Below are 24,034 nucleotides of genomic sequence, written 5' to 3' on the forward strand. Positions count from 1 at the left end.
CCCACGGTGAGCCGGTCGGGCAAAAAGCCGTATATCAACAAAGATTCACGGCGAGGCAATCCATTACGGCACTCGGAGAAATTCGTGGGCGCAGACGACGGATGCCCGCCACCACCTCTCACGAACGAGAGGGGTGACGGGCATCCGGTGCCGTCCGCGGTGGCACCAGGCGGGTGAAGCGGGCCTAGCCTTCGGCGGGCGCCTCGGGGCCCGTGCTGTGCGCAGCAGAACCCTCGGTGTCTGCGCCGACGGCGACGAGGTTGTCTTCGAGAGCGGCCTCGTCGATCACCGGGGCAAGCGACAGCTTTCCGCGGTCGTCGATCTTGGTGATTTCGACCTGGATCTTCTGGCCGACGCCGAGCACGTCTTCGACGTTCTCGACACGCTTGCCACCGGCGAGCTTACGAACCTCGCTGATGTGCAGCAGGCCGTCTTTGCCGGGCATGAGCGAAACGAAGGCGCCGAAGGTGGCGATCTTGACGACCGTGCCCAAGAAGCGCTCGCCGACCTCGGGGTTCAGCGGGTTCGCGATAGCGTTGACCGCCGCGCGAGCCGCTTCAGCCGAAGGGCCGTCGACTGCACCGATGTAGACGGTGCCGTCTTCTTCGATGGAGATGTCGGCGCCGGTGTCGTCTTGGATCTGGTTGATCGTCTTGCCCTTCGGGCCGATCAGCTCACCGATCTTGTCTACGGGAATCTGAACCGCGATCACGCGGGGCGCGGTCGGCGCCATCTCGTCGGGGGTGTCGATCGCAGCATTCAGCACCTCGAGAATCGCGGTGCGGGCGGCCTTGGCCTGGCCCAGCGCTCCATCGAGCACCGACGTGGGAATACCGTCGAGCTTGGTGTCGAGCTGAATCGCCGTGATGAACTCACTCGTTCCGGCGACCTTGAAGTCCATGTCGCCGAGCGCGTCTTCTGCACCGAGAATGTCGGTGAGAGCCGCGTACCGGGTCTCACCGTCGACGGTGTCGGAGACGAGGCCCATGGCGATACCGGCGACGGGTGCGCGCAGCGGCACACCGGCGTTCAGCAGCGACAGGGTGGATGCACAGACAGAACCCATCGACGTCGAACCGTTCGACCCCAGAGCTTCGGAGACCTGGCGGATGGCGTACGGGAAGTCTTCACGGCTTGGCAGCACCGGCACGAGGGCGCGCTCGGCGAGGAAGCCGTGGCCGATCTCGCGACGTTTCGGCGTACCGACTCGGCCGGTCTCACCGGTCGAGTAGGGCGGGAAGTTGTAGTGGTGCATGTAGCGCTTCTTGGTGACGGGGCTCAGCGAATCGATCTGCTGCTCCATCTTCAGCATGTTCAGCGTGGTGACACCCAAGATCTGGGTCTCGCCGCGCTGGAAGATCGCCGAACCGTGCACGCGGGGAATGACCTCGACCTCGGCATCGAGCGGGCGGATGTCGCTGAGGCCACGGCCGTCGATGCGGACGCCGTCGCGCAGGATCCGGCCGCGAACGACCACCTTGGTGACCGACTTGTACGCGGCTGAGAACTCGGTGAGAACCGACGCCGGCAGAACGCCCGCTTCGACCTTCTCGGTGAGCGCGACCTTGGCTTCGTCTTTCACGGCGTCGTCAGCGTTCTGGCGCTCGATCTTGTCGGCGATCTGGTAGACGTCGACGAGCTTGTCGTACGTAAGGCCTGCGACGTTGTCGTAGGTCTCTTTCGAGTACGGCAAGAAGACCGGGTAGTGCGCGATCTCCTTGGCCGACTGCTGCGCGAGAACGGTCTGTGCGCCCACGAGTTGCTTGATGAACGGCTTCGATGCCTCAAGACCCTGGCTGACGACAGCCTCGTCGGGCTTGGTGGCTCCGGCCTGGATGAGGTTCCAGCTGTGCTCGGTGGCCTCAGCTTCGACCATCATGATCGCGACGTCTTCGTTGCCGTTCTTGTCGGTCACAACGCGGCCCGCGACCACGATGTCGAAGACAGCCTCTTTGAGCTGGTCGAAGGTGGGGAATGCGACCCACTGCTTACCGATGAGCGCAAGGCGCACGGCGCCGATCGGGCCCGAGAACGGAACGCCGGAGATCTGGCTCGAAGCGGATGCCGCGTTGATGGCCAGTGCGTCGTAGAACTCGCCAGGGGCGATCGACAGCACGGTGATGACGACCTGAACCTCGTTGCGGAGGCCGGTGACGAACGACGGGCGCAGCGGCCGGTCGATCAGGCGGCAGACCAGAATGGCCTCGGTCGAGGGGCGGCCTTCGCGGCGGAAGAACGAGCCGGGGATCTTGCCGGCGGCGTACGAACGCTCTTCGACGTCGATGGTGAGCGGGAAGAAGTCGAAGTTGTCTTTCGGGTGCTTCGAGACGCTGGTTGCGCTCAGCAGCATGGTTTCTTCATCGAGGTAGGCGGCGACGGCACCCTGTGCCTGCTGCGCCAGACGACCGGTTTCGAACCGAATCGTGCGAGTGCCGAACGAACCGTTATCGAGAACGGCTTCGGCGAATTTGATTTCTGGACCCTCCATGTGGGGGTTTTCTCCTTATGTGTTTGTTCCGCACCATACCGGCGCGTAGAACGTCGTCTTCCCGTGTGGAAGACGATCCTCCTGGGAACGGGGGCAAATTTTGAGAATTGTGCCGCATCCGATCCATGTGTTACGCGCCAAGTCTATCAGTGCGGTCTTCTTGCGCCTAGTGAGGCTCGCCCACGAGGGCGGGGCCGACGGCGACTCTGAGCTGGTAGGGGCGCTTCTGGTTCAGGATGCTCGCTGGCACGGTGACGTAATGACCACTCTGGGCGAGGGGGGCGAGTGCGGCATCCACTCGCTGATCGATCTCGCGCGGCAGGTAACCCGCCCGGTAGACGCGACCGCCGGCAAGCAGATCGACGGCCACGCGGTAATCCCGTGCGAGCCAGGCGGTGGAACGCGGCACAAGCACCGCGGTGAACGGAGAATCGCCATGCGCGATTGCCGCTTCGATGCTGCCCTGATGGCGGTTGCCGTCGACGACCGGAAGCACGTCGTCGGTTTCGGCCGGGGTCAGGGTGACGTCAGGGCTCAGCGCGAATGAGCCTTCGCCGTCGCGGCGCATCGTGCGCACGAAGAGGGGCAGAACGAGCAAGACGGCGGCGACCGCTCCGATGGTGAGCAGCACGGTCAGCGCAACCGCGCTGAGCACGGGTGCGTCGAGCTGCTCGAAGAGTGCCCCGATCAGCGAGACCACGAGAACCACGCCGAGGAGAAACGGATCCCACCGCCAGAGCGGAAGTTTTTTGCGCTTTGTCATATGTTGAATCAGAGGGCAGACATGTCAGGGAGATGTGAAAAGGGCCGCCTCCCCGCAGGAAGACGGCCTTTTGCCAGCTCGAAAGCGATCGTTCTCGAAAACGCGAGGGATCAACCCTTGCGACTGTGCGTTAGCGGCGCAGCCCGAGGCGCGCGATCAGCGAGCGGTAACGCTCGATGTCGACGCTCTGCAGGTAACCGAGCAGACGACGACGCTGACCAACCAGCAGCAGCAGGCCACGACGTGAGTGGTGGTCGTGCTTGTGAAACTTGAGGTGCTCCGTCAAATCGAGGATGCGGGTCGTCAGCATGGCGACCTGTACCTCTGGAGAACCGGTGTCACCTGGGTGGGTGGCGTACTCGTCAATGATGGCTTTCTTGGCATCTGGCGTTAATGGCATAGATGACCCCTTTTCTCTCGTTGCGCGGTGCCCGACACCTGATGTGTGGGCTCTCTTGATCCGCGGCCGTTCGACGGCAACCTTGCGAGTTTAGCAGAGATCGACGTGGTGGGGTGTCTACCCGTAGAATGACCGTATCTACAGTTGGGGCTTGTTCTATGTCAGAGTTGGGCTCATCGCCAAGCGTGCTCGCTGACATTTTGCAGAATTCGAGGCTTCGTACAGTATTTCAGCCGATCGTCGAACTCGAGACCCGCGCTGTGGTCGCCTACGAGGCGTTGACTCGCGGCCCCATCGGTTCGCCGCTAGAGAATCCGGATGCTCTGTTCGCGGCCGCGCGAGAAGAAGGCCGTCTCGCCGAACTCGATTCGGCTTGCCGGGTGGAGGCGTTTCGCGCGGCGTTCGCCGCCGGGCTCGACACCCCACGGGGGCTGTTCGTGAACTCCGAACCCGAGGCGCTTGCGTTGCTCGCGGGAGATGTGCGGCCCACCACTCCGGCGATGGTGCTCGAGATCACCGAACGCGAGCTGACCGGCGACCCCGCGCAATTGCTGCGGTCGATCGACCATGTGCGTGAGCTCGGCTGGAGTGTGGCGCTTGACGACGTGGGTGCCGACGCGGCATCCATTGCCCTGTTGTCGCTGATCAAGCCCGAGATCATCAAGCTCGACCTGAGGCTCGTGCGTGAGATGCCGAATCAGCACGTGGCACGCATCATGAACGCCATCACGGCGCACTCGGAGACGACCGGATCGATCATCGTCGCCGAGGGCATCGAGACCGAGAAGCACCTCGACAGCGCCAGAGCAATGGGAGCGACGCTCGGCCAGGGCTGGCTGTTCGGCAAGCCCACCGAGTTGCCGAACCCGCTGCCGACCATCGCCGGGCTGCCCTCCCCCACCGAAACCATTGCGGAGCCCGAGGGGGCGACTCCCTTCACTATCGCGGCGAGAAAGCGAGTCGCTCGTGCGTACAGTCGCGACCTGCTGGTGGAGATCAGCCGGCACCTCGAGTCGCAGGCGCTCGCAGCGGGCGAGACAGCCGTCGTACTCTCGACGTTTCAGCGCGCCTCGAACTTCTCGGGCGAAGCCGTCGAACGCTACCGCGAGCTGGGCAACAGCGTGGCGATGGTCGCGGTGCTGGCGGCGGGCCTCGAGCCCGACCCTGCCCTCGGCCGCGTGCACATGCAGGGCATCGACAAAGCGGATGCTCTGCTGCACGAATGGAGCGTCGCCGTTGTGACGCCCGACTTCGCAGCGCTTCTGGCGGCGCGCGAACTGGCGCCGGCAGACGCCGCGTTTGACGGGCCGGATCAGAACGACGACGACCGCCAGTTCGAGTTCGTGCTGACGCACGACCGGGCGATCACGGTGGCGGCCGCGCGTTCGCTCATGCTGCGCCTGTAGTCGGCGGGAGCGGGTGGCCGGCCGGCGCGAGCCGCCTTCGCCGCGGAGCCAGCCTCAGCGCGAGGTCAGCTTCAGCGCCTGCCGCGGGCAGAGCGCGACCGCGTCTGCCGCGGCACCGCGCAGCGCGGGGGGAATAGCGATATCAGAACGCTCTGCGGCCGAACCCGCAGCCGAACCTGTGCGGGCCAGCGGGTAGCCCCACTCGTCGCGCGCGAGCAGCTCGGGCAGCAGTTCGGTGCACAGGCCGCGTCCGTCGCAGCGAGTCCAGTCGATATGCAGCAGCGCGGCGGGTTCGGGCTGGGGGGAGTTCGTCATGCGCCGTGCACCTCGCAGCGGCCCGTGAGGTGGGCACGAACATCCGTTTCGAAAGCCCGCAGCGAGCTGAGCACGAACCGAGCCGTGCCGTCGGGGTGTGAGCACGAACCGCGGCCCGTGACGAGATCGGCGAGGCGCGCGAGCTCGCCCGGCAGCCTCGGGTCGCGTGAACGAGCCGCGAGCGAGCCGAGCACCGAAGCCATGGCCGGCAGACCGTTGATGCACGGCCCGCACTGCCTCGCCGATTGGCTGGCGAGATAGTCGGCGATAGCACCCGCCGATTCCAGGCCGCAACGACCGCTGCCGAGCACGAAGATCACACCCGCCCCGGGGGCCGCCCCGAATGGAGCCAGGGCTTCGCGGGAGAGCGCACTATCTAGCCGGTCGCCCGGCACCCAGCCGCCGTGGTACCCGCCCACCAGCACGGCGCGAGGCATTTCGTCGAGCGGCGCACAGGCATCGACGATGCGGCGAAGCGACGTGCCACCGGCCACTTCGAGCAGCTGCGGTGTGCCCACGTCGCCGCTGACGGTCACGAGCCGGGTGCCCGGTTCACTCGCTGTGCCGACGCTTCGAAACCACTCTGCGCCGAAGCGCGCAATGAGCGCCAGCTGAGCCAACGTTTCGACGTTCTGCACCAGAGTGGGCCGCTTCTTCACGCCCGACTGACTGAGATGAACGATGTGGTCTCGGGGCACGCTCACTCCGTGCTCGAACGCGTTGGCAACTGCCGTCGCCTCGCCCGAAACGAAGTCTTCTGGCGCAATCAGCACTCGAACGTGCAGAGCATCGGGCCGCTCGGCAATGGCCAGCCGAACCGCAGCTGCACTCGCCGCGCCGACATACAGCGAGACATCGGATGCCCGCACCACCGCCTGGCACAGCAACAACCCGTCGAGCACCAGGTGTGGCGCCTGACGCAGCAGTGTTTCGTCTTTGTGGCTGAGCGGCTCGCCGTCTGCGCCGTTGCCGATGACCACAGGCTGCCGCTGTGACGAGCCCCGGCCGGCGCTGTTGGCCAGCGCCGAACTGTTGGCCAACACCGAACTATTGGCCAGCCCCGAACTGTCGGCCAGCACCGAACTATTGGCCAGCACCGAAGCGAGCTTGCGCCACACGGGAAACCCCGCACCGCCGCGCCCCTCGAGGCCCGACCGTCGCAGTTCGTCGATCAGTGCATCCGGAGCATCGGGTGCCGTCACGCTCGGCAGCGACCCGTACACCGCGTGGTGCGCCGCGAACGTCGGCGAACCGGCTCGAAAGAGTCGAGCGGTGCCGGTCAGCTCTGCCACCGTCACGACAGCTGCCCCGTGCGAACGGAACGAAACTCGACGAACCGCGCCGACACCCGCCAGGCCACCGCCGCGAGCACAGCGAGAGTGCTCAGCCCGGCGAGCCACAAGAACCACACGCTCGTGCCATCGGTGCCGTTGCCGATAGCGTGCGCCAACGCGATGGGCCACAGGGCGTAGGTGAGCCAGTGCACCACCCGAAACGTTCGAAGCCCGAGCCGATTGCGAAGCAACGCGGTCACTATGATGGCGATCAGCAGATCGACGGCCACCGTTCCGAGCCCTTGCCAGAACGGCAGAAAACTGCCGAAGAACGGCACCACGAAGTCGAGAACCGTGAGCTGAGCGAACGAGTCGAAGAACAGCAGCACCACGTGCAGCACCACGAAGGCGCAGGCCACGAGCGCCACGTTCCGGTGCACAAGAGTGATCGAGAATCTGGGCAGCCCGGGCAACGGCCGACCCGAGCGGGTCAGTATTCCGAGCAGCACCGTCACCGTGAGTGCGACCAGCGACACGACACCGGTTCCTCGCCCGAATGCCCAGAGTGCGGCATCCATCGGTCAGCTCGCCTGGCGCACGTGCACGCTGTTCTCGTCGGGCCAGCCGCCGAGGGTCAGCACGCGCCCATCGTGATTCACCAGGCGCGCGGTGGTGCCGCGCTGAGCAAGCCAGGCAATGGCTCGGTAGCCACGAACAATGGATGCCGTACTCACCGTATTCGCCCGAACACAGCTGGGCGCCGCAACGGTCACCGACCGCCACACAGGCATGGCCGGCAGCCCCCGAGCAGGGTCGAGAATGTGGTGGAGCGCCTTGCCGTTCTGCTGCCAGCGGCGTTTCTGGGTGCTCGAGGTGGCGAGGGCCTGGCCTGCGGCGAGCGTGACCTGGCACTCTGGGTCGCCCGGCTGATCGCACACGGTGATCTGCCAACCGCGCGCTGGGGCCGGACCGGCCGTGGCGATGTCACCACCGAGGCTCACCAGCACGCCGCAGCCGAGTTGCTCGAAGACGGTCGCGGCGGCCAGATCGGCGGCCAGCGCCTTGGCCGTTGCGCCGAGGTCGAGGCTGAGGTCTGCCGGCACCGTGAGGCGGTTGCCCTCGAGCGTCACGCGCGTGTAGCCGGGAGTTCGGCTCGTGAGCGTGACGACGGTGGCAGCGCTCGGCACGCTGCTGGCAGCAGCCCGCGACTCGCCGACATTTCTGACCTCGCTGATGTCGCGGTCGTAACCGAGCCCGACGAGTGCGTTGCCGAGCGTCGGGTCGACGTCGCCGCCGGTCAGTCGCGCAGCATTCAGCGTGGTGCGTACGAGCAGGGCGAGAGTGTCGCTCACCTCGACACCGGCCGGCAGCAGCGCTGCGATGGTGTTGATTTCAGACTCCGCATCGAACCTGTCACAGGCCTGACCGATATCGTCGAGCACCTCTGACACCAGGGCCGCTGCCCGGTCGAGAAGCACGGTATTGGTGACCACAACGCGCATTGTCGTGCTCCAGAGCATCCACTCGGCGGCGGCAGTCTCATCGTGCATTCTCATCACGACCCCGACGAACGGGCATGCGAAGACGACCCGCGACCCGAGGTGACCGACGAGCCCGAGCCCGACGCAGAATCTGAGGTGGAACTAGAGCTAGAACCAGAGCTGGAGCTGGAGCCTGTGCCATCCGACGAACCCGTGTCGCCCGACGAACCTGCGCCACCCGACGAACCCGTGCTGCCCGACGACCCGTCGGTGCCAGAGCTCGACGTCACGCTCGTGCTGGTCGACGACGAAAGCGGTGTGCTCACCCACAGTGCCGCGCTGGTTGCGCCGGCGGCAACGACGCTGGCGACACTGACGACGACGGTCACGAGGGTGGCACGGCGCTTTCCTGATTCCCGAAGATTCACTGCACCAACCCTTCTGAATCGTTCGACTCGTGCGCGTCTGTTGGGTATAGCTTGCGCCTCGTGTCTTGGAGAAAAGCTGGAGAAGCCTATGAACCGCTGAGCGAGCCGAGGTAGTAGCCGAGCGCAGCGGCCGCCACCGACGCCACCAACATACCGAGACCGTTCGCCAGCGCCGCCGCGTACCGCCCGGTCTGAGTCAACCGAACAGTTTCGAAGCTCGCTGTGCTGAAGGTCGTGTAGCCGCCGAGAAAACCCGTGCCGATGATCAGCCGCCAGTCATCGCTGAGCGCCGCCCCCACGGCGAGTGCGGTGATCAGACCGAGCAGAAACGAGCCGGTGACATTGATGACGGTGGTGCCGACCGGGTAGCTCGCCCGCACGTGGTCGCGAATCAGCCCGTCGACCACGAAACGCACGACGGCTCCCACGCCGCCGGCAAGTGCCACCGCGAAAAGCTCGACCGCGGTCACGATTCGCTCACCGAACCGTTCGTGCGGTCACCCCTGCCACCCCGGTCACTCCGGTCAGCCCGGTCACCCCGGTCACCCCGGTCAGTGCGGCGTCGGTGCAGCAGCTGCCCGAGCAGAATGCCCAAGAAGGTCGCCAGTGCCCCGAAAATGAGCGTCGCCAACGCGTACACAACGGCGGTGAGGCTCTGGCCGGAGTGCACCAGCGTCACGGTGTCGACCGAGAGCGTGCTGTACGTGGTGAATCCGCCGAGCACGCCCGTGCCGAGTAGCAGTCGCAGCCTCTGACGGGTGCCGTCATCTGGCCCGCGCCTCGCCAGTGTGTCGAGCAGAAAACCGAGCGCAAACGCACCGACCAGGTTGATGGCGAACACCGTCAGCGGCAGCGAGTCGACCGACGGCACCGATTCGACCAGCGAGAACCGCACGCCGGTACCGATGGCGCCGCCAACGGCAACGAGCCCGAGATTGACCGGCCGAAAGTGCGCCTTTCGTGGAGCATGCCCTCTGCTGCCGGATGCCCGCTCGCTCGTTACGTCGTCGGCGACCTCGACATCGCTGTCTATCGGCAGGTCACTCGGGTCGAACGTCACCTGTGACAGCCTACCGACCCGTCACGGCCTAAACTCGGGCCATGAGTAACTACGAATTCGGTGGCCGCGCTGACATCGAAAAAGCCCTCGACATGCTGGTGAACCTCGACGAGGTGCAGAGCAACGCCATTGTCGTGCTCGAGATCGACGAAGAGATCGACCGGCTGCAGACGGAGCTCGCGAAGATCGACGCCAACCCGTCGTACGTACCCGACGATGACTTTCTCGAGGTGCTGAGCGGCTACGTCGAGCGTGCCGACGATTGGAACAGCAAGAAGTAGCGCGGGCTCAGCCCCAGCCAGCCGCAGAACGAGCCCGGTGTCAGCGCTGAATGACTAGCAGCGTCGAGGTGGCCGTTGCCAGCAGGTTGCCCCGGGCATCCGTCAGCCTTGCTTCGGTGAAAGCCGCGCGCCCACCCATTTTGATGACCGTGGCTTCGGCCGTCACTTCGCCGGTTTCGGTGGTGATGGCTCGAAGGTACGAGACCTTCAGTTCGAGGGTGGTGTAGGCCTGATCGGCTTTCAGTAACGAGTGCACGGCGCATCCGCAGGCCGAGTCGAGCAAGGTGGCAGCGTAGCCGCCGTGCACCGAGCCGATGGGGTTGTAGACGTTGTGAGTGGGTGTTCCGGCGAAAACTGCGCGGCCCTCTTCGATGCTCACGAGAGCGAACTCCATAGTGCGGCAGATGGGCGGCTGCGCGTCATGCTCGATGAGCGCACGAAGCTGTTCGATGCCAGTCAAGTCGGTGGCTGCGTTGTCGGCGAGCGTCACAGTGAAGCTCCTCATCTCGTGAGTGTCGTAGTGTCGAGAGTGAGGCTAGCGTTCGGCCTCTTCTTCGCCGGAATCGTTTAGACACATTCCACAGTTTTCGAAACGGAATTTCGTGATGTACGTGGCAGCACAGGCCAATCGGTTCGCAGAGTGAACCCCGACGATCCGCTCGACACCGAAGAGGCCAGAACCGCGAACGAACCTGCCGGGGTCGATTCGGTGCACAGCGCGGAGCCGTTCGAGGCGCCGACAGCGGGGCAGCAGCCTTCTGCCGGAGCGCAGGCGACCGAGCCGCTGACGCGCCGCAGTCGCTTCGTCGACCTCACTCCTCTGCGCGCCAGCGCACCGTTCGCGAGGCTCTGGGCCGGCGGTGCCATTTCGGGCATCGGCGGTCAGATGACCGTGGTGGCGGTGGGGCTGCACATCTACGCCCTCACCGACTCGACGTTCGCCGTGTCGCTGGTGGGCGTGTTCGCGCTGGTGCCCATGATCATCTTCGGGCTGTATGGCGGCATTCTCGCCGACACCTTCGACCGTCGCCTGGTGGCGCTGATCTCGGCGATCGTGGCGTGGGTCTCGACCGCGACGCTCGCGGGTATTGCGTGGGCGCACGTCGATGTGGTGTGGCCGTACTATGTGCTGTCGACGGTCATCGCCGTCGCCGCAACTGTCATCGGCGCCACCCGTCAGTCGATCGTGCCGAGGCTGCTGCCGAAAGAGCTGCTGCCCGCGGCAAGTGCGCTGAACGGCATCAGTATGGGTGCCATGATCACCATCGGGCCAGCGCTGGCCGGTGTGCTGGTGGCGACCGTCGGCATCCAGTGGACCTACACCGTCGACGTGATTCTGTTCGTGGCGGCCTTTCTGGGTATCTTCTCGCTGCCGCACATCATTCCCGAGGGAACACAGGGCCGTGCCGGATTCTCGGCGGTGGCCGACGGAATCGCGTTCTTGAAGGGCGCACCGAATGTGCGCTTGTCGTTCATCGTCGACATCATCGCGATGACGTTCGGCCAGCCTCGAGTTCTGTTCCCCGCGGTGGGCGCAGTGCTGATCGGCGGCGGTGCCATCACCGTGGGGCTGCTGACCGCAGCGGTCGCCGTCGGCGCACTGCTCTCGAGTGTCTTCTCGGGAAGACTCGGGCATGTGCGCTGGCAGGGAAAGGCCATCGGGCGAGCGATCACCGTCTACGGCGCGTTCATCGCGGCGTTCGGCGTCGTGCTGCTGATCACGGCGATTCAGAACCCCGAACTGCATTCGGTGGGCGAGTCGTTCACCGACGCGAATCTTGTGGCGCTCATCGTCGGGTTCGTGTTTCTCGCCGGTGCGGGTGCGGCCGATAACGTCAGTTCGATCTTCCGGTCGACGTTGCTGCAGGCGTCGGTGCCCGACAACATGCGCGGCCGCATTCAGGGCGTGTTCACGGTGGTTGTCGCCGGCGGCCCTCGCGTGGGCGACGCCTATATCGGCATTCTCGCCGCCTTCGCCGCGGTCTGGTTTCCGCCCCTGCTCGGCGGCTTTCTGATCATCGTCATCATCGGCATTCTCGTGCGCGCTAACCCGAGTTTTCGCCACTATGACGCACAAAACCCGCTGCCGTAACCGGTCAGCGGGTTCAGTGGTACGCAATCGCAGATCAGAAGAAAGCGGCGGCGTGTACGTCGCTTTCTTCGTCTGCCGGCGCAGCTACCTCGGCGCCATCAGGCGCTGCCAGCAGTGCGCCGCAGGGGCGGCGGCGCACAATATATTCAGCTCACGCCCTTGAGGTCGATCACGAAGATCAGGGTGCGGCCCGAGAGCTGGTGCCCTCCGCCGGCCGGGCCGTAAGCCAGTTCGGGCGGAACGGTCAGCTGGCGGCGGCCGCCGACCTTCATGCCCGGAATACCCTGCTGCCAGCCGGCAATGAGCTGGCGCAGCGGAAAGTTGATCGACGTGCCGCGGCTCCACGACGAGTCGAACTCGTCGCCTGATTCGTAGTCGACACCGAGGTAATGCACGTCGACGGTCGACCCAGCGGCGGCCTCGGGGCCGTCTCCTTCGACGATGTCGATGATTTCGAGAGTGTCGGGCGCGGGGCCTTCTGGCGCGTCGACTTCGGGCTTGGTCGTGAGATCTGTCATAGCTCTATCCAACCGGGCCGAGGCGCTCACGTCAAAGTCATGACCGAGGTTCGACGAACGTCAGCCGCTGGGTCGGCCGGGTCATCGAGACGTAGAGCGCCGAGGCGCCGCGCGGAATCTCCCGCAGAATCCGTTCGCGGTCGACGATCACCACGGAGTCGAATTCGAGCCCCTTCGCCTCATTCGGTGTCATCACCGCCACCGACCGCGCTAATCCTGACGCGCCCACACCCACCGCGCCCGGCAGTGCCGCCGCGAGGTACTCGTATGTCTCGGTGAGCGCCGCCGGCACCACGATGACCCCGACCGTGCCGACCGGGTCGATGCCTCGGTCGATGGCCACGGCATCCTGAACCGCTTGGTGCAGCGCTTCGAGCTGGGCACCGGATGCCCGCACAGTGCTGATCGGCCACTCACTCTCGCGCACCGAACTCGAGCGGGTCACCGGCAGCCCCTGTTCTTCGGCGAAGACCTGCGCCGCTTCGGCGATCTGCGCCGGAGTGCGGTAATTCACCGTGAGTTCTTCGAGCCGCCAGCCGTCGCCGAGCTGCACACGGCCCACGAGCGGCGCGACCGCCTCGCGCCAGCTGCTCGCACTCGCCGCAGCGCTCGCTTGGGCGATGTCGCCTACGATGGTGAACGAGCGCATCGGGCCGCGGCGGCGCAGTAGACGCCACTGCATCGGCGAGAGTTCTTGCGCCTCGTCGACCACGATGTGCCCATACGTCCACGTGCGGTCGGCGGCGGCGCGTTCGGCCGTGGTGCCGCGCGAGGCCTGCTCGGCGAAGTTGTCGGCCAGGTCTTCGGCCCGCACCAGGCCCTCGACATCCATGTTCTTGATGGCCTGCTCGGCGTTTCGAATGTCGCGCTTACGCTGCTGCTTCACCTCACGTTGGTTCGCCGCCGAGCGCTCGTTGTACTCGCCGAGATGTTCGGCCGCCTCATCGAGCAACGCGATGTCTGAGATCGTGAACGGCGCCTCACGGTCGCGCCGTAGCAGGGCGCGTTTCGCGGGCGACCAGGTGGGGGTCAGCTCGGCCAGCCACTGCGGCCGTGCGAACAGGTCTTGCAGTAACTTCTGCGGGGTGAGCGGAATCCAGGCCGAATTCAGCGCCACCTTCACGTCGTACGACGAACGCAGATCTTCACGCAGCCAGCCATAGTCGTCTTCGTCGACCGTGTTGCCGTGCGAGCGCAGCTGCGCCGCCAGCATCCGGGTCAGTTCGGCCAAAGCCGTCTTCACGAACGTCACTCGAGCCTCGTTATAGGGTTTGCGGCTCTCGGCAGCCCGCGCCATAGCGTTTGCGATCACCGAGGGCGAGACGGTGAGCTGCTCGCCGTTGATGTCGAGCACCTGCGGTTCTGCCGGAACCCTCTGCCGCGAGCGAATGGCGCGCTCGATGAGGGCGGCCATGCCCGTTTCGCCCTTGACCTTGGCCACTTCGGGCTCGTCGTCGAAGGTCGCTTCGACGCCCGGGTAGAGCTGCCCCACGCTCGAGAGCACTACGCCTGACTCGCCGAGGCTCGGCAGAACGGCCTCGATGTACTGCAGAAACGCCGGGCTCGGCCCCACCACGAGCACCCCCGACGACTTCAAACGGTCACGGTACGAGTACAGCAGGTACGCCGCGCGGTGCAGCGCCACCGCGGTTTTGCCCGTACCGGGGCCGCCCTGCACCACGAGCACTCCCGCCAGCGGCGACCGGATGATGCGGTCTTGCTCGGCCTGAATCGTCGCCACGATGTCGTGCATGCGGCCCGTGCGCTGCGTCGACAGCGAGGCCATCAGCGCCCCTTCGCCTTGCAGCGCACCGGCCTCTTCTTCGCTGAGGCCCGTGCTGTCGAAGATCTCGTCTTCGATCTTCACGATGCGCCGGCCTTTGCTCAGCAGATGACGGCGTGACCGGATGCCCATGGGTGTCGCCGCGGTCGCCTGGTAGAAGGGGCCCGCCTGGGGCACGCGCCAATCGAGCAGAATCGGCTTCAGGTTCTCGTCGCGCAGCCCGATGCGGCCGATGTAGCGGTAGGCCGAGCCGTCGTCGTCTGACTCGGCACCCTCGGCGTCGCTCTCGTCGGCACCCTCGGCGCCCGTGGCGCCCTCGGCTGCTTCGGCCACTTCGAGCCGCCCGAACGCGAGCCGTTCATCCACATCGTTCAGCTGAGCGATGCGGTCTTCGAAGACCCGCGCGAAAGCGTCGCGTTCTGAGCGGCTCTGGTGGTTGCCACCCACGTCTTGGGCATGAACGCGCTGCAACTGCTGCTGGGCATCCGCTCGCAGCTCATCGAGCCGTTCGTAGAGCTTGGCAACGTAGTCACGTTCACGATCGAGTTCAGCTGAAACCACGTTTGGTACCCCTCAAATTTCCGGCAGACCAGTCTATCTCGCGCGTGAAGTGCTTCTGCCCCGCCCTAAAATCACAGCATGACCGTTTCTTCAGACTCGCCGACGGGCGAAACCCCGATCGCCCGGGTGGAGCGCAACTGGAGTGAACTGCTGCAGGAGTTTCGGGTCATTCAGACCGGCACGCAGATTCTCACAGGGTTCTTGCTCACGCTGCCGTTCCAGGCGAAATTCTCGTCGTTGACCGGTTTGCAGACGACGTTGTACCTGGCTCTGGTGTGCGGTTCGGCGCTGGCGACCGCACTGGCGTTGGCGCCGGTCAGCGTGCACCGGCTGCTGTTTCGCCGAGGCGAGAAGAGGCAGATCGTCGAAACGGCGAATCGACTCGCGCAGATCACGCTTGTGGTGATCTCTCTTGTGCTCACTGGCACCATCGTGTTCATCTTCGATGTTGTCGCCGGCGACACTGCCGGCATCGTTGCAGGCATCGTCGCCCTGATCGTGCTCACCTTGCTCTGGGTGGCTTTGCCCCTCTCACTTCGCAGAAAATTGCCGACGCCGTGAGCGAGAACCCTGCGAGCCAGAGTTCTGCCAACCAGAACCCCCACGGCGAGAGTTCGCCCACCCCCGGCGCGAGACGCCGCCTCGATCGCACGGCCCTCTGGTATGCGGTGCGGCGCGCCTATTTCGGTTTTTTCTTGCATCGCGGCATCGACTCCAGTGCAGCCCTCACGTTCTACACCGCACTCGCCTTCTTTCCCGCGGGGCTGGCGGTCGTATCGATCGTCGGTTTGCTCGACCCGAACGGCGAACCGGTGCGCGTGATACTGAACATCATCGACACCTTCGCCCCCCGCTCGGCAAACGATTCCACGCGGCTCGCCATCGAAGCGTTCGCGCACGTTCCGCAGCCGGTGCTGTCGCTGCTCATCGGTCTCGGGCTGACCGTCTGGGCAGGAGCCAGTTACGCGACCGCCTTCGGCCGCACCGTGAACGCCGTGTACCAGGTCACCGAAGGCCGACGATTCGTCAAGCTGCGCCTGCTCATGCTCGTCGAGTCTGTCGTGTTGGTCGCCCTGCTCGCGGTGATGATCGTGATCATCGTCGTGACTCCCGAGGTGGCCCGAACGGTTGTGTTGACCATGGGCTGGCCGCTCATCGCTGTCGACGTGTGGAGTTACTTCAAATGGCCGCTGCTGGTCTTGTTCGCGGTCTTCACGGTGATCGTGCTCTACTACGGCACACCGAACATGCGCCGCCCCCGTGTGCGGTGGGTCTCGATCGGCGCGACATTCGCTATTGCAGCCTGGGCCGCGACAACAGCCGGGTATTACGTCTACGTGTCGACGTTCTCAGCGTACGACCGCCTCTACGGATTGCTCTCGGGTGCCATCATCACGCTGGTCTGGTTGTTCTTGTCGAACGTGATGCTCGTCTTCGGTGTCGAAGTGGATGCGGAGTTCACCCGGGCCAGGCAGTTGCTGGCCGGGCTCGAATCTGAGGGCACGATTCTGGTGGGCCTTCGCGATACCAGGCGCGTTCGTGCACTGCTCGCCAGGCACCATCGCGATGTCGAACAGGGCCTCGCTATTCGAGAACAGGCCGATCGCTTGCAGCTGCCGCAAGCGCCTCCGCATCAGAGCTGACAACAGCACGAGCGGCTGCGTTCTCGAGGTCTTCAGCGGTCACGATGGGTATGGCGCTCGTCACGGCCTCGAGCCCCGAGAGCCTGGCCGGCGAAAGCAGTTTGGTGACCCGCTCTCGCGTCATCAGATCAGCCTCAACCACCAGGTCGGCGATGTTTCGCCCGGTGAGCAGCGCGGTCTTCGCCAGCGCCGACGACGCCGAGTAGCCGATGTACGGGGTGAGCGCCGTCACCACTCCCACTGAGGTGGACACGAGCCTGTCGAGCCGATCGATGTTCGCGGTGATGCCGTCGATGCAGTTGACTCGCAGCGTCAGGCAGCCCTGCGTCATCCACGCGATGCTCTGCAGCAGCGAATGCGCAATCACCGGTTCGAAGGCGTTCAGCTGCAGTTGCCCGCCCTCGGCAGCCATGGTGACCGTCACATCGGCTCCGGCAACGGAGAACGCAATCTGATTGACCACCTCGGGAATCACCGGGTTCACCTTGCCGGGCATGATGCTCGACCCGGCCTGACGCGCCGGCAGGTTGATCTCGCCGAAGCCGGCCTGCGGGCCGCTCGAGAGCAGCCGCAGGTCGTTGCAGATCTTGCTGAGCTTGATGGCCGAACGCTTGAGAATGCCCGAGAGCTGCATGAACACCCCGGCGTCGCTCGTCGCCTCGATAAGGTCGGGCGCGGTCACGTATTCGAACCCGGTCAGCTCTCGCAGGTGCCGTCGAACCGCATCGGCATACCGCGGGTCGGCAGTGATTCCGGTGCCGATGGCGGTGGCGCCGAGGTTGATCTCCCAAAGCAGCGGAACCGTCTCGGCCAGACGCTGATTGTCTTCAGTCAGCGTGGTGGCGAAGCCGTGAAATTCTTGCCCCAGGGTCATGGGCACGGCGTCTTGCAGCTGCGTACGGCCGATCTTCAGAACGTCGTTGAATTCGACGCCCTTCTTGGCGAACGAATCACGCAGCAGCTCGTGCTCAACAAGCAGCCGCTGCAGCCCGAAGCAGAGCGCCAGCTTCACCGCCGTGGGGTAGACGTCGTTCGTGCTCTGGCTGCGATTCACATCGTCGAGTGGATGCATCGTGGCGTAGTCGCCCTTCGGCCGCCCCATCAGCTCCAGCGCCACGTTCGCCAGCACCTCGTTCGCGTTCATGTTGGTCGACGTGCCGGCGCCGCCCTGAATCACGCCCACCACGAACTGGTCGTGAAACTCGCCGTTACGTACCAGCTGACATGCATCGTCGATGAACCGCGCCTTCTCAGCCGAGATCACCCCGATTTCGGCGTTCGCCCGAGCAGCCGCCTGCTTCACGATGACCAGCGCGTCGATCAGATCGGGGTAGACCGAAATGGGCCGCCTGCTGATGGGAAAGTTCTCGAGCGCACGGGCGGTGTGGATGCCCCAGTAGGCGTCACCCGGAATCTCGATCGCTCCCAGCGAATCGGTCTCGGTGCGGGTAGCGATGCGGGTGGTGTCGCTGGCTGATTCTGTCTGTGATGTTTGCACGAGTGCCGACATTACTCGCGGTATCTGCCGGTTAGGTGAGCTTTCTGAGGAATCCGCGAATGAACGCATCTTTCTTCTGTGTGAAGGGCGGATACACGAGGTTAAACGTGTCGGGCTTCAAAATCTTGCTCAGCACCGCCTTGTCGTGACTGAACACAGCGACGCTGCGTTCGCCGTGATAAGCGCCCATTCCGCTGGCGCCCACTCCCCCGAACGGCAGCCCCTGCACGAGCAGGTGCGCGGCCGGAACGCCGAAGGCGAGAGCGCCAGATGAGGTGCCCGTGATGAAGCGCCGGCGAACGGCCTTCGAGTCGCTGAACACGTAGAGCGCCAACGGCTTGTCACCGGCGTTGATGTAGCGAAGGGCGTCGCCGAGCGAGTCGACGGTGACGATAGGCAGAATCGGCCCGAAGATCTCTTGCGCCATGACGGCCGAGTCACGGCTCACATCGTGCAAGATGGTCGGCGCGAGATAGCGGGTTCGGGCATCCGAATCGCCCCCGGTCACCACGCTCTCGCCCTCGATCAGCCCGGTGAGTCGTTCGAACTGCGAGTCGTTGATGATGCGGCCGTAGCTGTCACTTGTGGCAGGGTCGGCTCCGTAGAACTCGGCGATCACCTCGACGAGCAGCGGCTCGAGCGCTGCCGCAACGGCGGGCGTGGCGAGCAGGTAGTCGGGCGCGACGCAGGTTTGGCCGGCGTTCATGAACTTGCCCCAGGCGATGCGGTGCGCCACCGTTTTCAGGTCGACCGTGTCGTCGACATAGACGGGCGATTTGCCGCCCAGCTCGAGAGTCACGGGAGTCAGGTTCTCTACCGCGGCCTGCATCACGATGCGCCCGACCCGGCCATTGCCGGTGTAGAAGATGTGGTCGAAGCGCTGCTTCAGCAGCTCGGTCGTTTCGGGTACGCCACCTTCGACGAGGGCGATCGCTCTGGCGTCGAAGTACCGCGCGAACAGGCGTGCGAACACCGCCGACGTGGCCGGCGCGAGTTCGCTCGGCTTGGCCACGAGCGCATTGCCGGCGGCAAGAGCCCCGATGACCGGAACGAGCAGCAGCTGCACCGGGTAGTTCCACGGCGCAATGACGAGCACGACGCCGAGCGGTTCGCGAACCGTCTTCGCGCTCGACGGGGCGATCAAGAGCGGTGTCGCCACGCGCTTCGGCCGCAGCCAGCGCTTGAGATTCGCCAGCGTGTTCTCAATCTCGGCGAGCACGAAGCCGATTTCGGTCAGTTGCGCCTCAGCGGGGTTCTTCGCGAGGTCGGCGATGAGCGCACCCTCGATCTCGGGCGTGTTCTCGAGCAGCAGCGCCTTCAAAGCCTTCAGCTGACGGATGCGCCAGCTGTACGGCTTCGTGATGCCAGAGTCGAACGTGGTTCGCAGGCGGGCCACGGCGGCAGCGATCGACTCGATGCCGCTGTACTGACCGCCGCTATTCTGGTTGCCCTCGGCCTCGCCCGGGCTGGGCTCGCCGGGCGTGTCGCCTGCCGGCTCACTCGTGCTGATCTTGCTGGTGCTCGAAGCGTCGATGCTCATGGCCCAATCGTAGGCCGGTGCGCCTCCACTCAGGCGGTCGTGCGCCGATTCCGTCGACGTTTGAGCGAGAAATTCGGGTTCGAGATCTCGCTCACCCGGCCGGTGCGCGCAAAGCCTGCCCAGGTGCGCCGCAGAACCCGCCCGAACCGATCGAGATCTGCCCACTTCACCCCGCCGAGCATGGGTGAACCGCGCCAGTACTCTTCGTCGGCCCAGAAGAACGGTAACTCGATACAGTGGCAGGCACCCCATTGGGTACCGGCCGGTCGCCAGTCGAAACGATAGGTGTACACCTCGGCGCCTGCTGCGTCGAGCTCGGCGGCCAAGCGAAGCGACGGGGTACCGAACCCGCGCATGGTCAGCGCGTAGGTCACCGGTTCGGTGAGCGGCCGCAGGGCACGGGATGCCTGGGCCACCCTCAAAGCTTTCACGGCATCGATGAAAGGGCTGAAGTCGTCGCGGTTGTAGCCGATGATGGCTTCGATCTGCGGCGCGCGGCGGGCGAGACGCTCGGCCCGCTCACTCGCGGGCGCGATGGGCCAGACTCCCGGGGTGGGTGCGTAGGGCATCCCCGACGTCAATCGATCGCCGTCGAGCCCCTTCATGGCGGCGACCTGAGCGTGCAACATGTCGAGAACGGGGGCGATGCGCGGGTCGGCCGCGCGGTCGTTTCGGCCGAGTGCGGCGACGAAGTTCGCGCTCAGCTGCGGCGCAAGCTTTTCACGCCCCACGTTCAGCCCGAGCGGCGGGCTCTGCAGAATGACCCGGTGGTACAGGTCGTCGGCTTCGGGAACAGCCAGCAGATGAGCAATGGCGTCGGCCCCGGCCGACTGGCCGAACAGCGTGATGTTCTCGGGGTCTCCCCCGAAACTCGCGATGTTGTTCTTCACCCATTCGAGTGCCGTGAGCTGATCGTGCATACCGAGGTTCGCCGGCGCAACACCCTCAATGGGTAGAAACCCGAAGACGCCGAGCCGGTAGTTGATTCCCACCACGATGACGTCGCCGTCGGCGGCGATGCGCGAGGGGTCATAGATCTGGCCACCACCGGCGCCGTTCACGTAGGCGCCGCCGTGAATCCACACCATCACCGGTCGCGGCGTCTCGGAAGCAGCCGCCGGCTTGGTGATGTTCAGAAAGAAGCAGTCTTCGTTCATCGGCGGAATGCGCTTCGGCAGCGCCAGCAGACTCAGGCCGAATTTGGGCTGCGGGCACATCGGGCCGTCGCCCAGGGCTTCGTGCACGCCGCTCCAGGCCTCGACCGGCGTCGGTGCCTCGAAGCGTGCCGCGGTCGCGTACCGAATGCCCCGAAAGCGCTGCAACTCGCCCTCGATCGATCCGCGCAGAGTGCCGAGCGGCGTCTCGACGTCGACGGTCGGCGCGTCAGCCGGCGCGCGCTGAAAGCCGGGATCGACGGACTGGTCGGGCAGCACGATCTGCTCGGGCACCACAGTCGTCTGCTCGGGCTGCGTGGGCACCTCAGCCTCGTTGACCTGTTCGGGCACCACGCTCGTGTCTTCCTGCTCCATCACGACCTCCTGATCTACCGCGCCGAGCTACAGCGCCGAGTTACAGCGCTGCGCTGTGGGCTACCGCCCCGCCAGCACGTCTTCCAGCGTACGAGGTTCGTGACCGGTCACGAGTCTCACGTCGCCGCTCATGGCGACCAGTTCGCCATCTCTGATGCCGGTGTAGGCGCTCACCCAGGCATCAACCATGAGGCCGGGGCGTTGCAGTGCGCCCGATGCCGATTGGTTGCCCCCGCCTCGATAGTCACAGCGCGCCTAACTCTTCTGGTGAATCTGTTCGATGATCGACAGCGTCTCGAGCGAACTTCGGGGGTCGACCGGCAGCGCTGAGCCCGTCGTGAGCGCGTCGCCGAGAATGCGGTAGAAGCCCGCGTAGTCGCCACGTTCGGTGGGTCGCTTGTCGAGGGAGCCGTCGACGCCGAGCACACCCCACGTCGACTCCGGCTCGACACCGAAATTCGCGTCGCTCGGTTTGGCGCCCGAGCGAAGGGCATCTTCTTGGCCGTCAAGACCCCACTTCGTGTAGGCCCCCGCCTGGCCGAGCACGTGAAAGCGAGCGCCGCGCTGGGCCGCGAGCGAGTTCATCGAGAGGTGGCTGCTGACGCCGGAGACGTGCTGCAAAGCGACGAAGGCGTCATCTTCTGCCCCCGCGCCTGCGAGCCTCGTCGACACCTCGGAATACACCTGATCGACCGGCCCGAACAGTTGCAGCGCTTGGTCGATGAGGTGCGAACCGAGATCGAACAGAATGCCGCCGCCGTCAGCCACACTGGCGCTTTTCTTCCAGTCGCGACCGCCCTGCGGCTTCCACCACTCGAACCGCGACTCGAAGCGGTACACGTCGCCGAGTGCGCCCTCGTCGAGCAGGGTGCGCAGGGTGAGAAAGTCGCCGTCCCACCGCCTGTTCTGAAACACGGTGAGAGCGACGCCGAGTTCTTCGGACCGTTCGATGAGTTCGGTCGCCTGGTCGACGGTCGCGGCGAACGGCTTGTCGACCACCACCGAGAGCCCGGCGTTGATGGCGGCCAGCGCGAGCGGATAATGCGTGGCCGGCGGCGAACCGAGAACGACGAGGTCGAGGTCGTCGGCTCGCTCGAAGAATTCGGCGGTCGATGCGATGATGCGGGCATCCGGATACGCGGCCTGAGCTGCCGCCTGGCGTTCGGCATTGCCCGTCACAATGGCGTCGAGCGCGAATCTCGAATCGGCGGCCACGAACGGTGCGTGAAAAACGCTGCCCGCAAGCCCGAAACCGATGACGCCCGTGCGAATGGGGGCCGTGAACACGCTGGTCGAACTGGCGGTGCTTGTCATGCAGCCCACCCTAGCGAGTCGGGCGTTGCGGGCGTCAGGCGAATGTCGGGAGAACACTGAGCACCGAGGTTTCTGAACGCTTCTCGGAATTTTTTCAGGTGCTTCGCAGTTGGCAACCAAGTGAATCAGACGACACCGAACACCGATGCCCCTGGCATTCTCACCGCGCGCGAACGCAAGAGGCTCACGAAGCCCGAGAACGAACGCGCCATCATCTTCACGCTGGCCTTCACCGGCCTCATCGCGTCGTTCATGCAGACACTCGTCACGCCGATCGTGCCCGAACTGCCGACGCTGCTGAACACGTCAGCCTCGAATGCGACCTGGGTGCTCACCGCGACGTTGCTCGCTGCGGCCATCATCACCCCCATCGCCGGGCGGCTCGGCGACATGTTCGGCAAGCGCCGCATCGCCCTGCTGCTGCTCGTTCTGCTGTTCGCCGGCTCGATCATCGCAGCTCTCTCGAGCGACGTGATCATCATGATCGTCGGCCGTGTGCTGCAGGGCGCGGGCCTCGGCGTGATCGCGCTCGGGGTGAGCATTCTGCGCGACGTGCTGCACCCGAAGCGCCTCGGCGGCGCGGTGGCCCTGGTCAGCGCGACCCTCGGCATCGGTGCCGCAGTAGGCCTGCCCATCTCGGCTCTCATCGCTCAGAACTTCGACTGGCACGTGCTGTTCTGGCTCTCGAGCCTGCTCGCTGTCATCGCCATCGTGCTCGTGTACACCCTCGTGCCGGTCAGCACGCTGCGCACCGGCGGCTCCTTCGACTTCATCGGCGCAGTGGGCTTCGCCATCGGCCTCGTGGGCATTCTGCTCGCCATCTCGAAGGGCGGCGAATGGGGCTGGGGCAGCCCTGTCACGCTCGGGATGCTCGGCGGCGGCGTTCTCGTTCTGCTGGTCTGGGGCGTGTTCGAACTCCGCACCACCAGCCCGCTGATCGACCTGCGCATTGCGGCCCGGCGCCCGGTGCTCATGACGAACCTCGCCTCCATCACCGTGGGATTCGGCTTCTTCGCGACCGCCGCAGTGCTGCCGCAGCTGCTCGAAGCGCCGACCACGACGGGTGTGGGCCTCGGCCAGACCCTGCTGGTGTCAAGCCTCTGCCTCATGCCGAGCGGACTGGTGATGTTCTTCATCGCTCCGGTCGCGGCTCGGTTGAGCGCTGCGCGAGGCCCTCGAATCAGTCTCGTGCTCGGCGGCGTGATCATCTTTCTGGGGTACGCCCTCGCCATCGGGCTGATGACCCAGGTCTGGCACGCGGTGTTGATAGCCACTGCCGTGGGCCTCGGCGTGGGTTTCGCCTACGCCGCCATGCCTACCCTCATCATGCGCTCGGTTCCGGCCACCGAAACGGCCGCCGCCAACGGTTTGAACTCGGTGATGCGCAGCCTCGGCTCTACCGTTGCTGCAGCCGTTCTCGGGCTCATACTGGCGTCGAATGCGGTCGTCAGCGACGGCCGCGCCATTCCCAGCGCGGGCGCGTTTCAGCTCTGCTTCGCAGTCGCCGGCGCCGTCGCGTTAGCCGGAGTGGTGGCAGCGTTCTTCATTCCGAAGCGCGAACCCGCCTACCAGACGGCCAGCATTCCGGTGGTTGCCGCGAAAGAGCCCGCGCTGCCCTGAGTTCCCGTGCTGCTCTGAAAGCCCGCGCTGCCCTGAGAGT

Annotated in this window: 23 protein-coding genes; 6 read left to right on the forward strand and 17 right to left on the reverse strand. The window is 65.4% G+C overall.

Going from position 1 to position 24,034, the window contains the following annotated elements:
- Positions 1-184 precede the first annotated feature (184 nt).
- The 3 genes from IEX24_RS08935 to rpsO form a co-directional block, all read right to left on the reverse strand.
- A complete protein-coding gene (locus tag IEX24_RS08935; RefSeq protein WP_188677063.1) occupies positions 185-2,488 on the reverse strand; it encodes a polyribonucleotide nucleotidyltransferase in 2,304 nt (767 codons plus the stop codon).
- 166 nt (positions 2,489-2,654) lie between these two features.
- A complete protein-coding gene (locus IEX24_RS08940) occupies positions 2,655-3,251 on the reverse strand; it encodes a hypothetical protein (protein ID WP_188677066.1) in 597 nt (198 codons plus the stop codon).
- Between the two features lie 130 nt (positions 3,252-3,381).
- On the reverse strand, positions 3,382-3,651 hold the full coding sequence (gene rpsO / locus IEX24_RS08945) for a 30S ribosomal protein S15 (RefSeq protein WP_104243121.1): 270 nt from the start codon (positions 3,649-3,651) through the stop codon (positions 3,382-3,384).
- A 158-nt stretch (positions 3,652-3,809) separates the two neighbouring features.
- On the opposite strand from rpsO, the gene IEX24_RS08950 reads away from it, so the two are divergent.
- Positions 3,810-5,057 carry a sensor domain-containing phosphodiesterase gene (locus IEX24_RS08950; protein ID WP_188677069.1) on the forward strand — a complete coding sequence of 416 codons (1,248 nt, stop codon included), beginning with the start codon at positions 3,810-3,812 and terminating at the stop codon, positions 5,055-5,057.
- Between the two features lie 54 nt (positions 5,058-5,111).
- On the opposite strand, the gene IEX24_RS08955 is transcribed toward IEX24_RS08950, so the two are convergent.
- The 7 genes from IEX24_RS08955 to crcB (IEX24_RS08985) form a co-directional block, all read right to left on the reverse strand.
- Positions 5,112-5,372 carry a ferredoxin gene (locus IEX24_RS08955; RefSeq protein WP_188677072.1) on the reverse strand — a complete coding sequence of 87 codons (261 nt, stop codon included), beginning with the start codon at positions 5,370-5,372 and terminating at the stop codon, positions 5,112-5,114.
- Positions 5,369-6,670 carry an NADH-ubiquinone oxidoreductase-F iron-sulfur binding region domain-containing protein gene (locus IEX24_RS08960; protein WP_188677075.1) on the reverse strand — a complete coding sequence of 434 codons (1,302 nt, stop codon included), beginning with the start codon at positions 6,668-6,670 and terminating at the stop codon, positions 5,369-5,371. The genes IEX24_RS08955 and IEX24_RS08960 overlap by 4 nt, the downstream gene beginning before the upstream one ends.
- Positions 6,667-7,224 carry a ferric reductase-like transmembrane domain-containing protein gene (locus IEX24_RS08965; RefSeq protein ID WP_188677078.1) on the reverse strand — a complete coding sequence of 186 codons (558 nt, stop codon included), beginning with the start codon at positions 7,222-7,224 and terminating at the stop codon, positions 6,667-6,669. Before IEX24_RS08965 ends, IEX24_RS08960 begins: the two co-directional genes overlap by 4 nt.
- Before the next feature lie 3 nt (positions 7,225-7,227).
- Positions 7,228-8,196 (reverse strand): FAD:protein FMN transferase, encoded by a 969-nt coding sequence (locus IEX24_RS08970; RefSeq protein WP_229715193.1) that lies wholly within the window; start codon positions 8,194-8,196, stop codon positions 7,228-7,230.
- Positions 8,197-8,201: 5 nt separating this feature from the next.
- Positions 8,202-8,555 (reverse strand): hypothetical protein, encoded by a 354-nt coding sequence (locus IEX24_RS08975; RefSeq protein WP_188677084.1) that lies wholly within the window; start codon positions 8,553-8,555, stop codon positions 8,202-8,204.
- A gap of 86 nt (positions 8,556-8,641) precedes the next feature.
- The gene (gene crcB / locus IEX24_RS08980; protein ID WP_188677087.1) at positions 8,642-9,025 is read right to left on the reverse strand and encodes a fluoride efflux transporter CrcB; all 384 of its coding nucleotides are present in this window, start codon (positions 9,023-9,025) and stop codon (positions 8,642-8,644) included.
- On the reverse strand, positions 9,022-9,615 hold the full coding sequence (crcB, locus tag IEX24_RS08985) for a fluoride efflux transporter CrcB (RefSeq protein WP_229715194.1): 594 nt from the start codon (positions 9,613-9,615) through the stop codon (positions 9,022-9,024). Before crcB (IEX24_RS08985) ends, crcB (IEX24_RS08980) begins: the two co-directional genes overlap by 4 nt.
- 41 nt (positions 9,616-9,656) lie before the next feature.
- Between crcB (IEX24_RS08985) and IEX24_RS08990 the strand changes: the two genes are divergently transcribed.
- A complete protein-coding gene (locus IEX24_RS08990) occupies positions 9,657-9,896 on the forward strand; it encodes a hypothetical protein (protein WP_188677091.1) in 240 nt (79 codons plus the stop codon).
- 40 nt (positions 9,897-9,936) lie between these two features.
- On the opposite strand, the gene IEX24_RS08995 is transcribed toward IEX24_RS08990, so the two are convergent.
- Positions 9,937-10,401, reverse strand: a complete 465-nt coding sequence (locus IEX24_RS08995) for a PaaI family thioesterase (RefSeq protein ID WP_188677094.1) — start codon at positions 10,399-10,401, stop codon at positions 9,937-9,939.
- Positions 10,402-10,680: 279 nt separating this feature from the next.
- Between IEX24_RS08995 and IEX24_RS09000 the strand changes: the two genes are divergently transcribed.
- Positions 10,681-11,988, forward strand: a complete 1,308-nt coding sequence (locus IEX24_RS09000) for an MFS transporter (RefSeq protein ID WP_188678138.1) — start codon at positions 10,681-10,683, stop codon at positions 11,986-11,988.
- Positions 11,989-12,134: 146 nt separating this feature from the next.
- Here IEX24_RS09000 and IEX24_RS09005 read toward each other — a convergent pair whose 3' ends face one another.
- Positions 12,135-12,506: an FKBP-type peptidyl-prolyl cis-trans isomerase gene (locus tag IEX24_RS09005; protein WP_188677097.1), complete on the reverse strand. Its 372-nt coding sequence runs from the start codon at positions 12,504-12,506 to the stop codon at positions 12,135-12,137.
- A gap of 37 nt (positions 12,507-12,543) precedes the next feature.
- Positions 12,544-14,850: a HelD family protein gene (locus IEX24_RS09010; RefSeq protein WP_188677101.1), complete on the reverse strand. Its 2,307-nt coding sequence runs from the start codon at positions 14,848-14,850 to the stop codon at positions 12,544-12,546.
- 78 nt (positions 14,851-14,928) lie between these two features.
- Here IEX24_RS09010 and IEX24_RS09015 point away from each other — a divergent pair, with 78 nt between their 5' ends.
- Together IEX24_RS09015 and IEX24_RS09020 are read left to right on the forward strand one after the other, a co-directional pair.
- Positions 14,929-15,411, forward strand: a complete 483-nt coding sequence (locus IEX24_RS09015) for a DUF6328 family protein (RefSeq protein WP_188677103.1) — start codon at positions 14,929-14,931, stop codon at positions 15,409-15,411.
- Positions 15,408-16,493 (forward strand): YihY/virulence factor BrkB family protein, encoded by a 1,086-nt coding sequence (locus IEX24_RS09020; RefSeq protein WP_188677106.1) that lies wholly within the window; start codon positions 15,408-15,410, stop codon positions 16,491-16,493. Before IEX24_RS09015 ends, IEX24_RS09020 begins: the two co-directional genes overlap by 4 nt.
- Here the strand turns inward: IEX24_RS09020 and IEX24_RS09025 are convergent.
- From IEX24_RS09025 to IEX24_RS09040, 4 genes are all read right to left on the reverse strand, one after another.
- Positions 16,435-18,003 carry an aspartate ammonia-lyase gene (locus tag IEX24_RS09025; protein WP_188677109.1) on the reverse strand — a complete coding sequence of 523 codons (1,569 nt, stop codon included), beginning with the start codon at positions 18,001-18,003 and terminating at the stop codon, positions 16,435-16,437. The genes IEX24_RS09020 and IEX24_RS09025 overlap by 59 nt on opposite strands.
- Positions 18,004-18,022: 19 nt before the next feature.
- Positions 18,023-19,531: an aldehyde dehydrogenase family protein gene (locus IEX24_RS09030; RefSeq protein WP_188677112.1), complete on the reverse strand. Its 1,509-nt coding sequence runs from the start codon at positions 19,529-19,531 to the stop codon at positions 18,023-18,025.
- Positions 19,532-19,560: 29 nt separating this feature from the next.
- Entirely contained in the window at positions 19,561-21,060 is a 1,500-nt protein-coding gene (locus IEX24_RS09035) for a carboxylesterase/lipase family protein (RefSeq protein WP_188677114.1), read from the reverse strand.
- Between the two features lie 255 nt (positions 21,061-21,315).
- Positions 21,316-22,374 carry a Gfo/Idh/MocA family protein gene (locus tag IEX24_RS09040; RefSeq protein WP_188677117.1) on the reverse strand — a complete coding sequence of 353 codons (1,059 nt, stop codon included), beginning with the start codon at positions 22,372-22,374 and terminating at the stop codon, positions 21,316-21,318.
- Positions 22,375-22,494: 120 nt separating this feature from the next.
- On the opposite strand from IEX24_RS09040, the gene IEX24_RS09045 reads away from it, so the two are divergent.
- Positions 22,495-23,994 carry an MFS transporter gene (locus tag IEX24_RS09045; protein ID WP_229715195.1) on the forward strand — a complete coding sequence of 500 codons (1,500 nt, stop codon included), beginning with the start codon at positions 22,495-22,497 and terminating at the stop codon, positions 23,992-23,994.
- Positions 23,995-24,034 lie beyond the last annotated feature (40 nt).

The sequence above is a fragment of the Subtercola lobariae genome (assembly GCF_014640255.1).
Classification (GTDB): Bacteria; Actinomycetota; Actinomycetes; order Actinomycetales; family Microbacteriaceae; genus Subtercola; species Subtercola lobariae.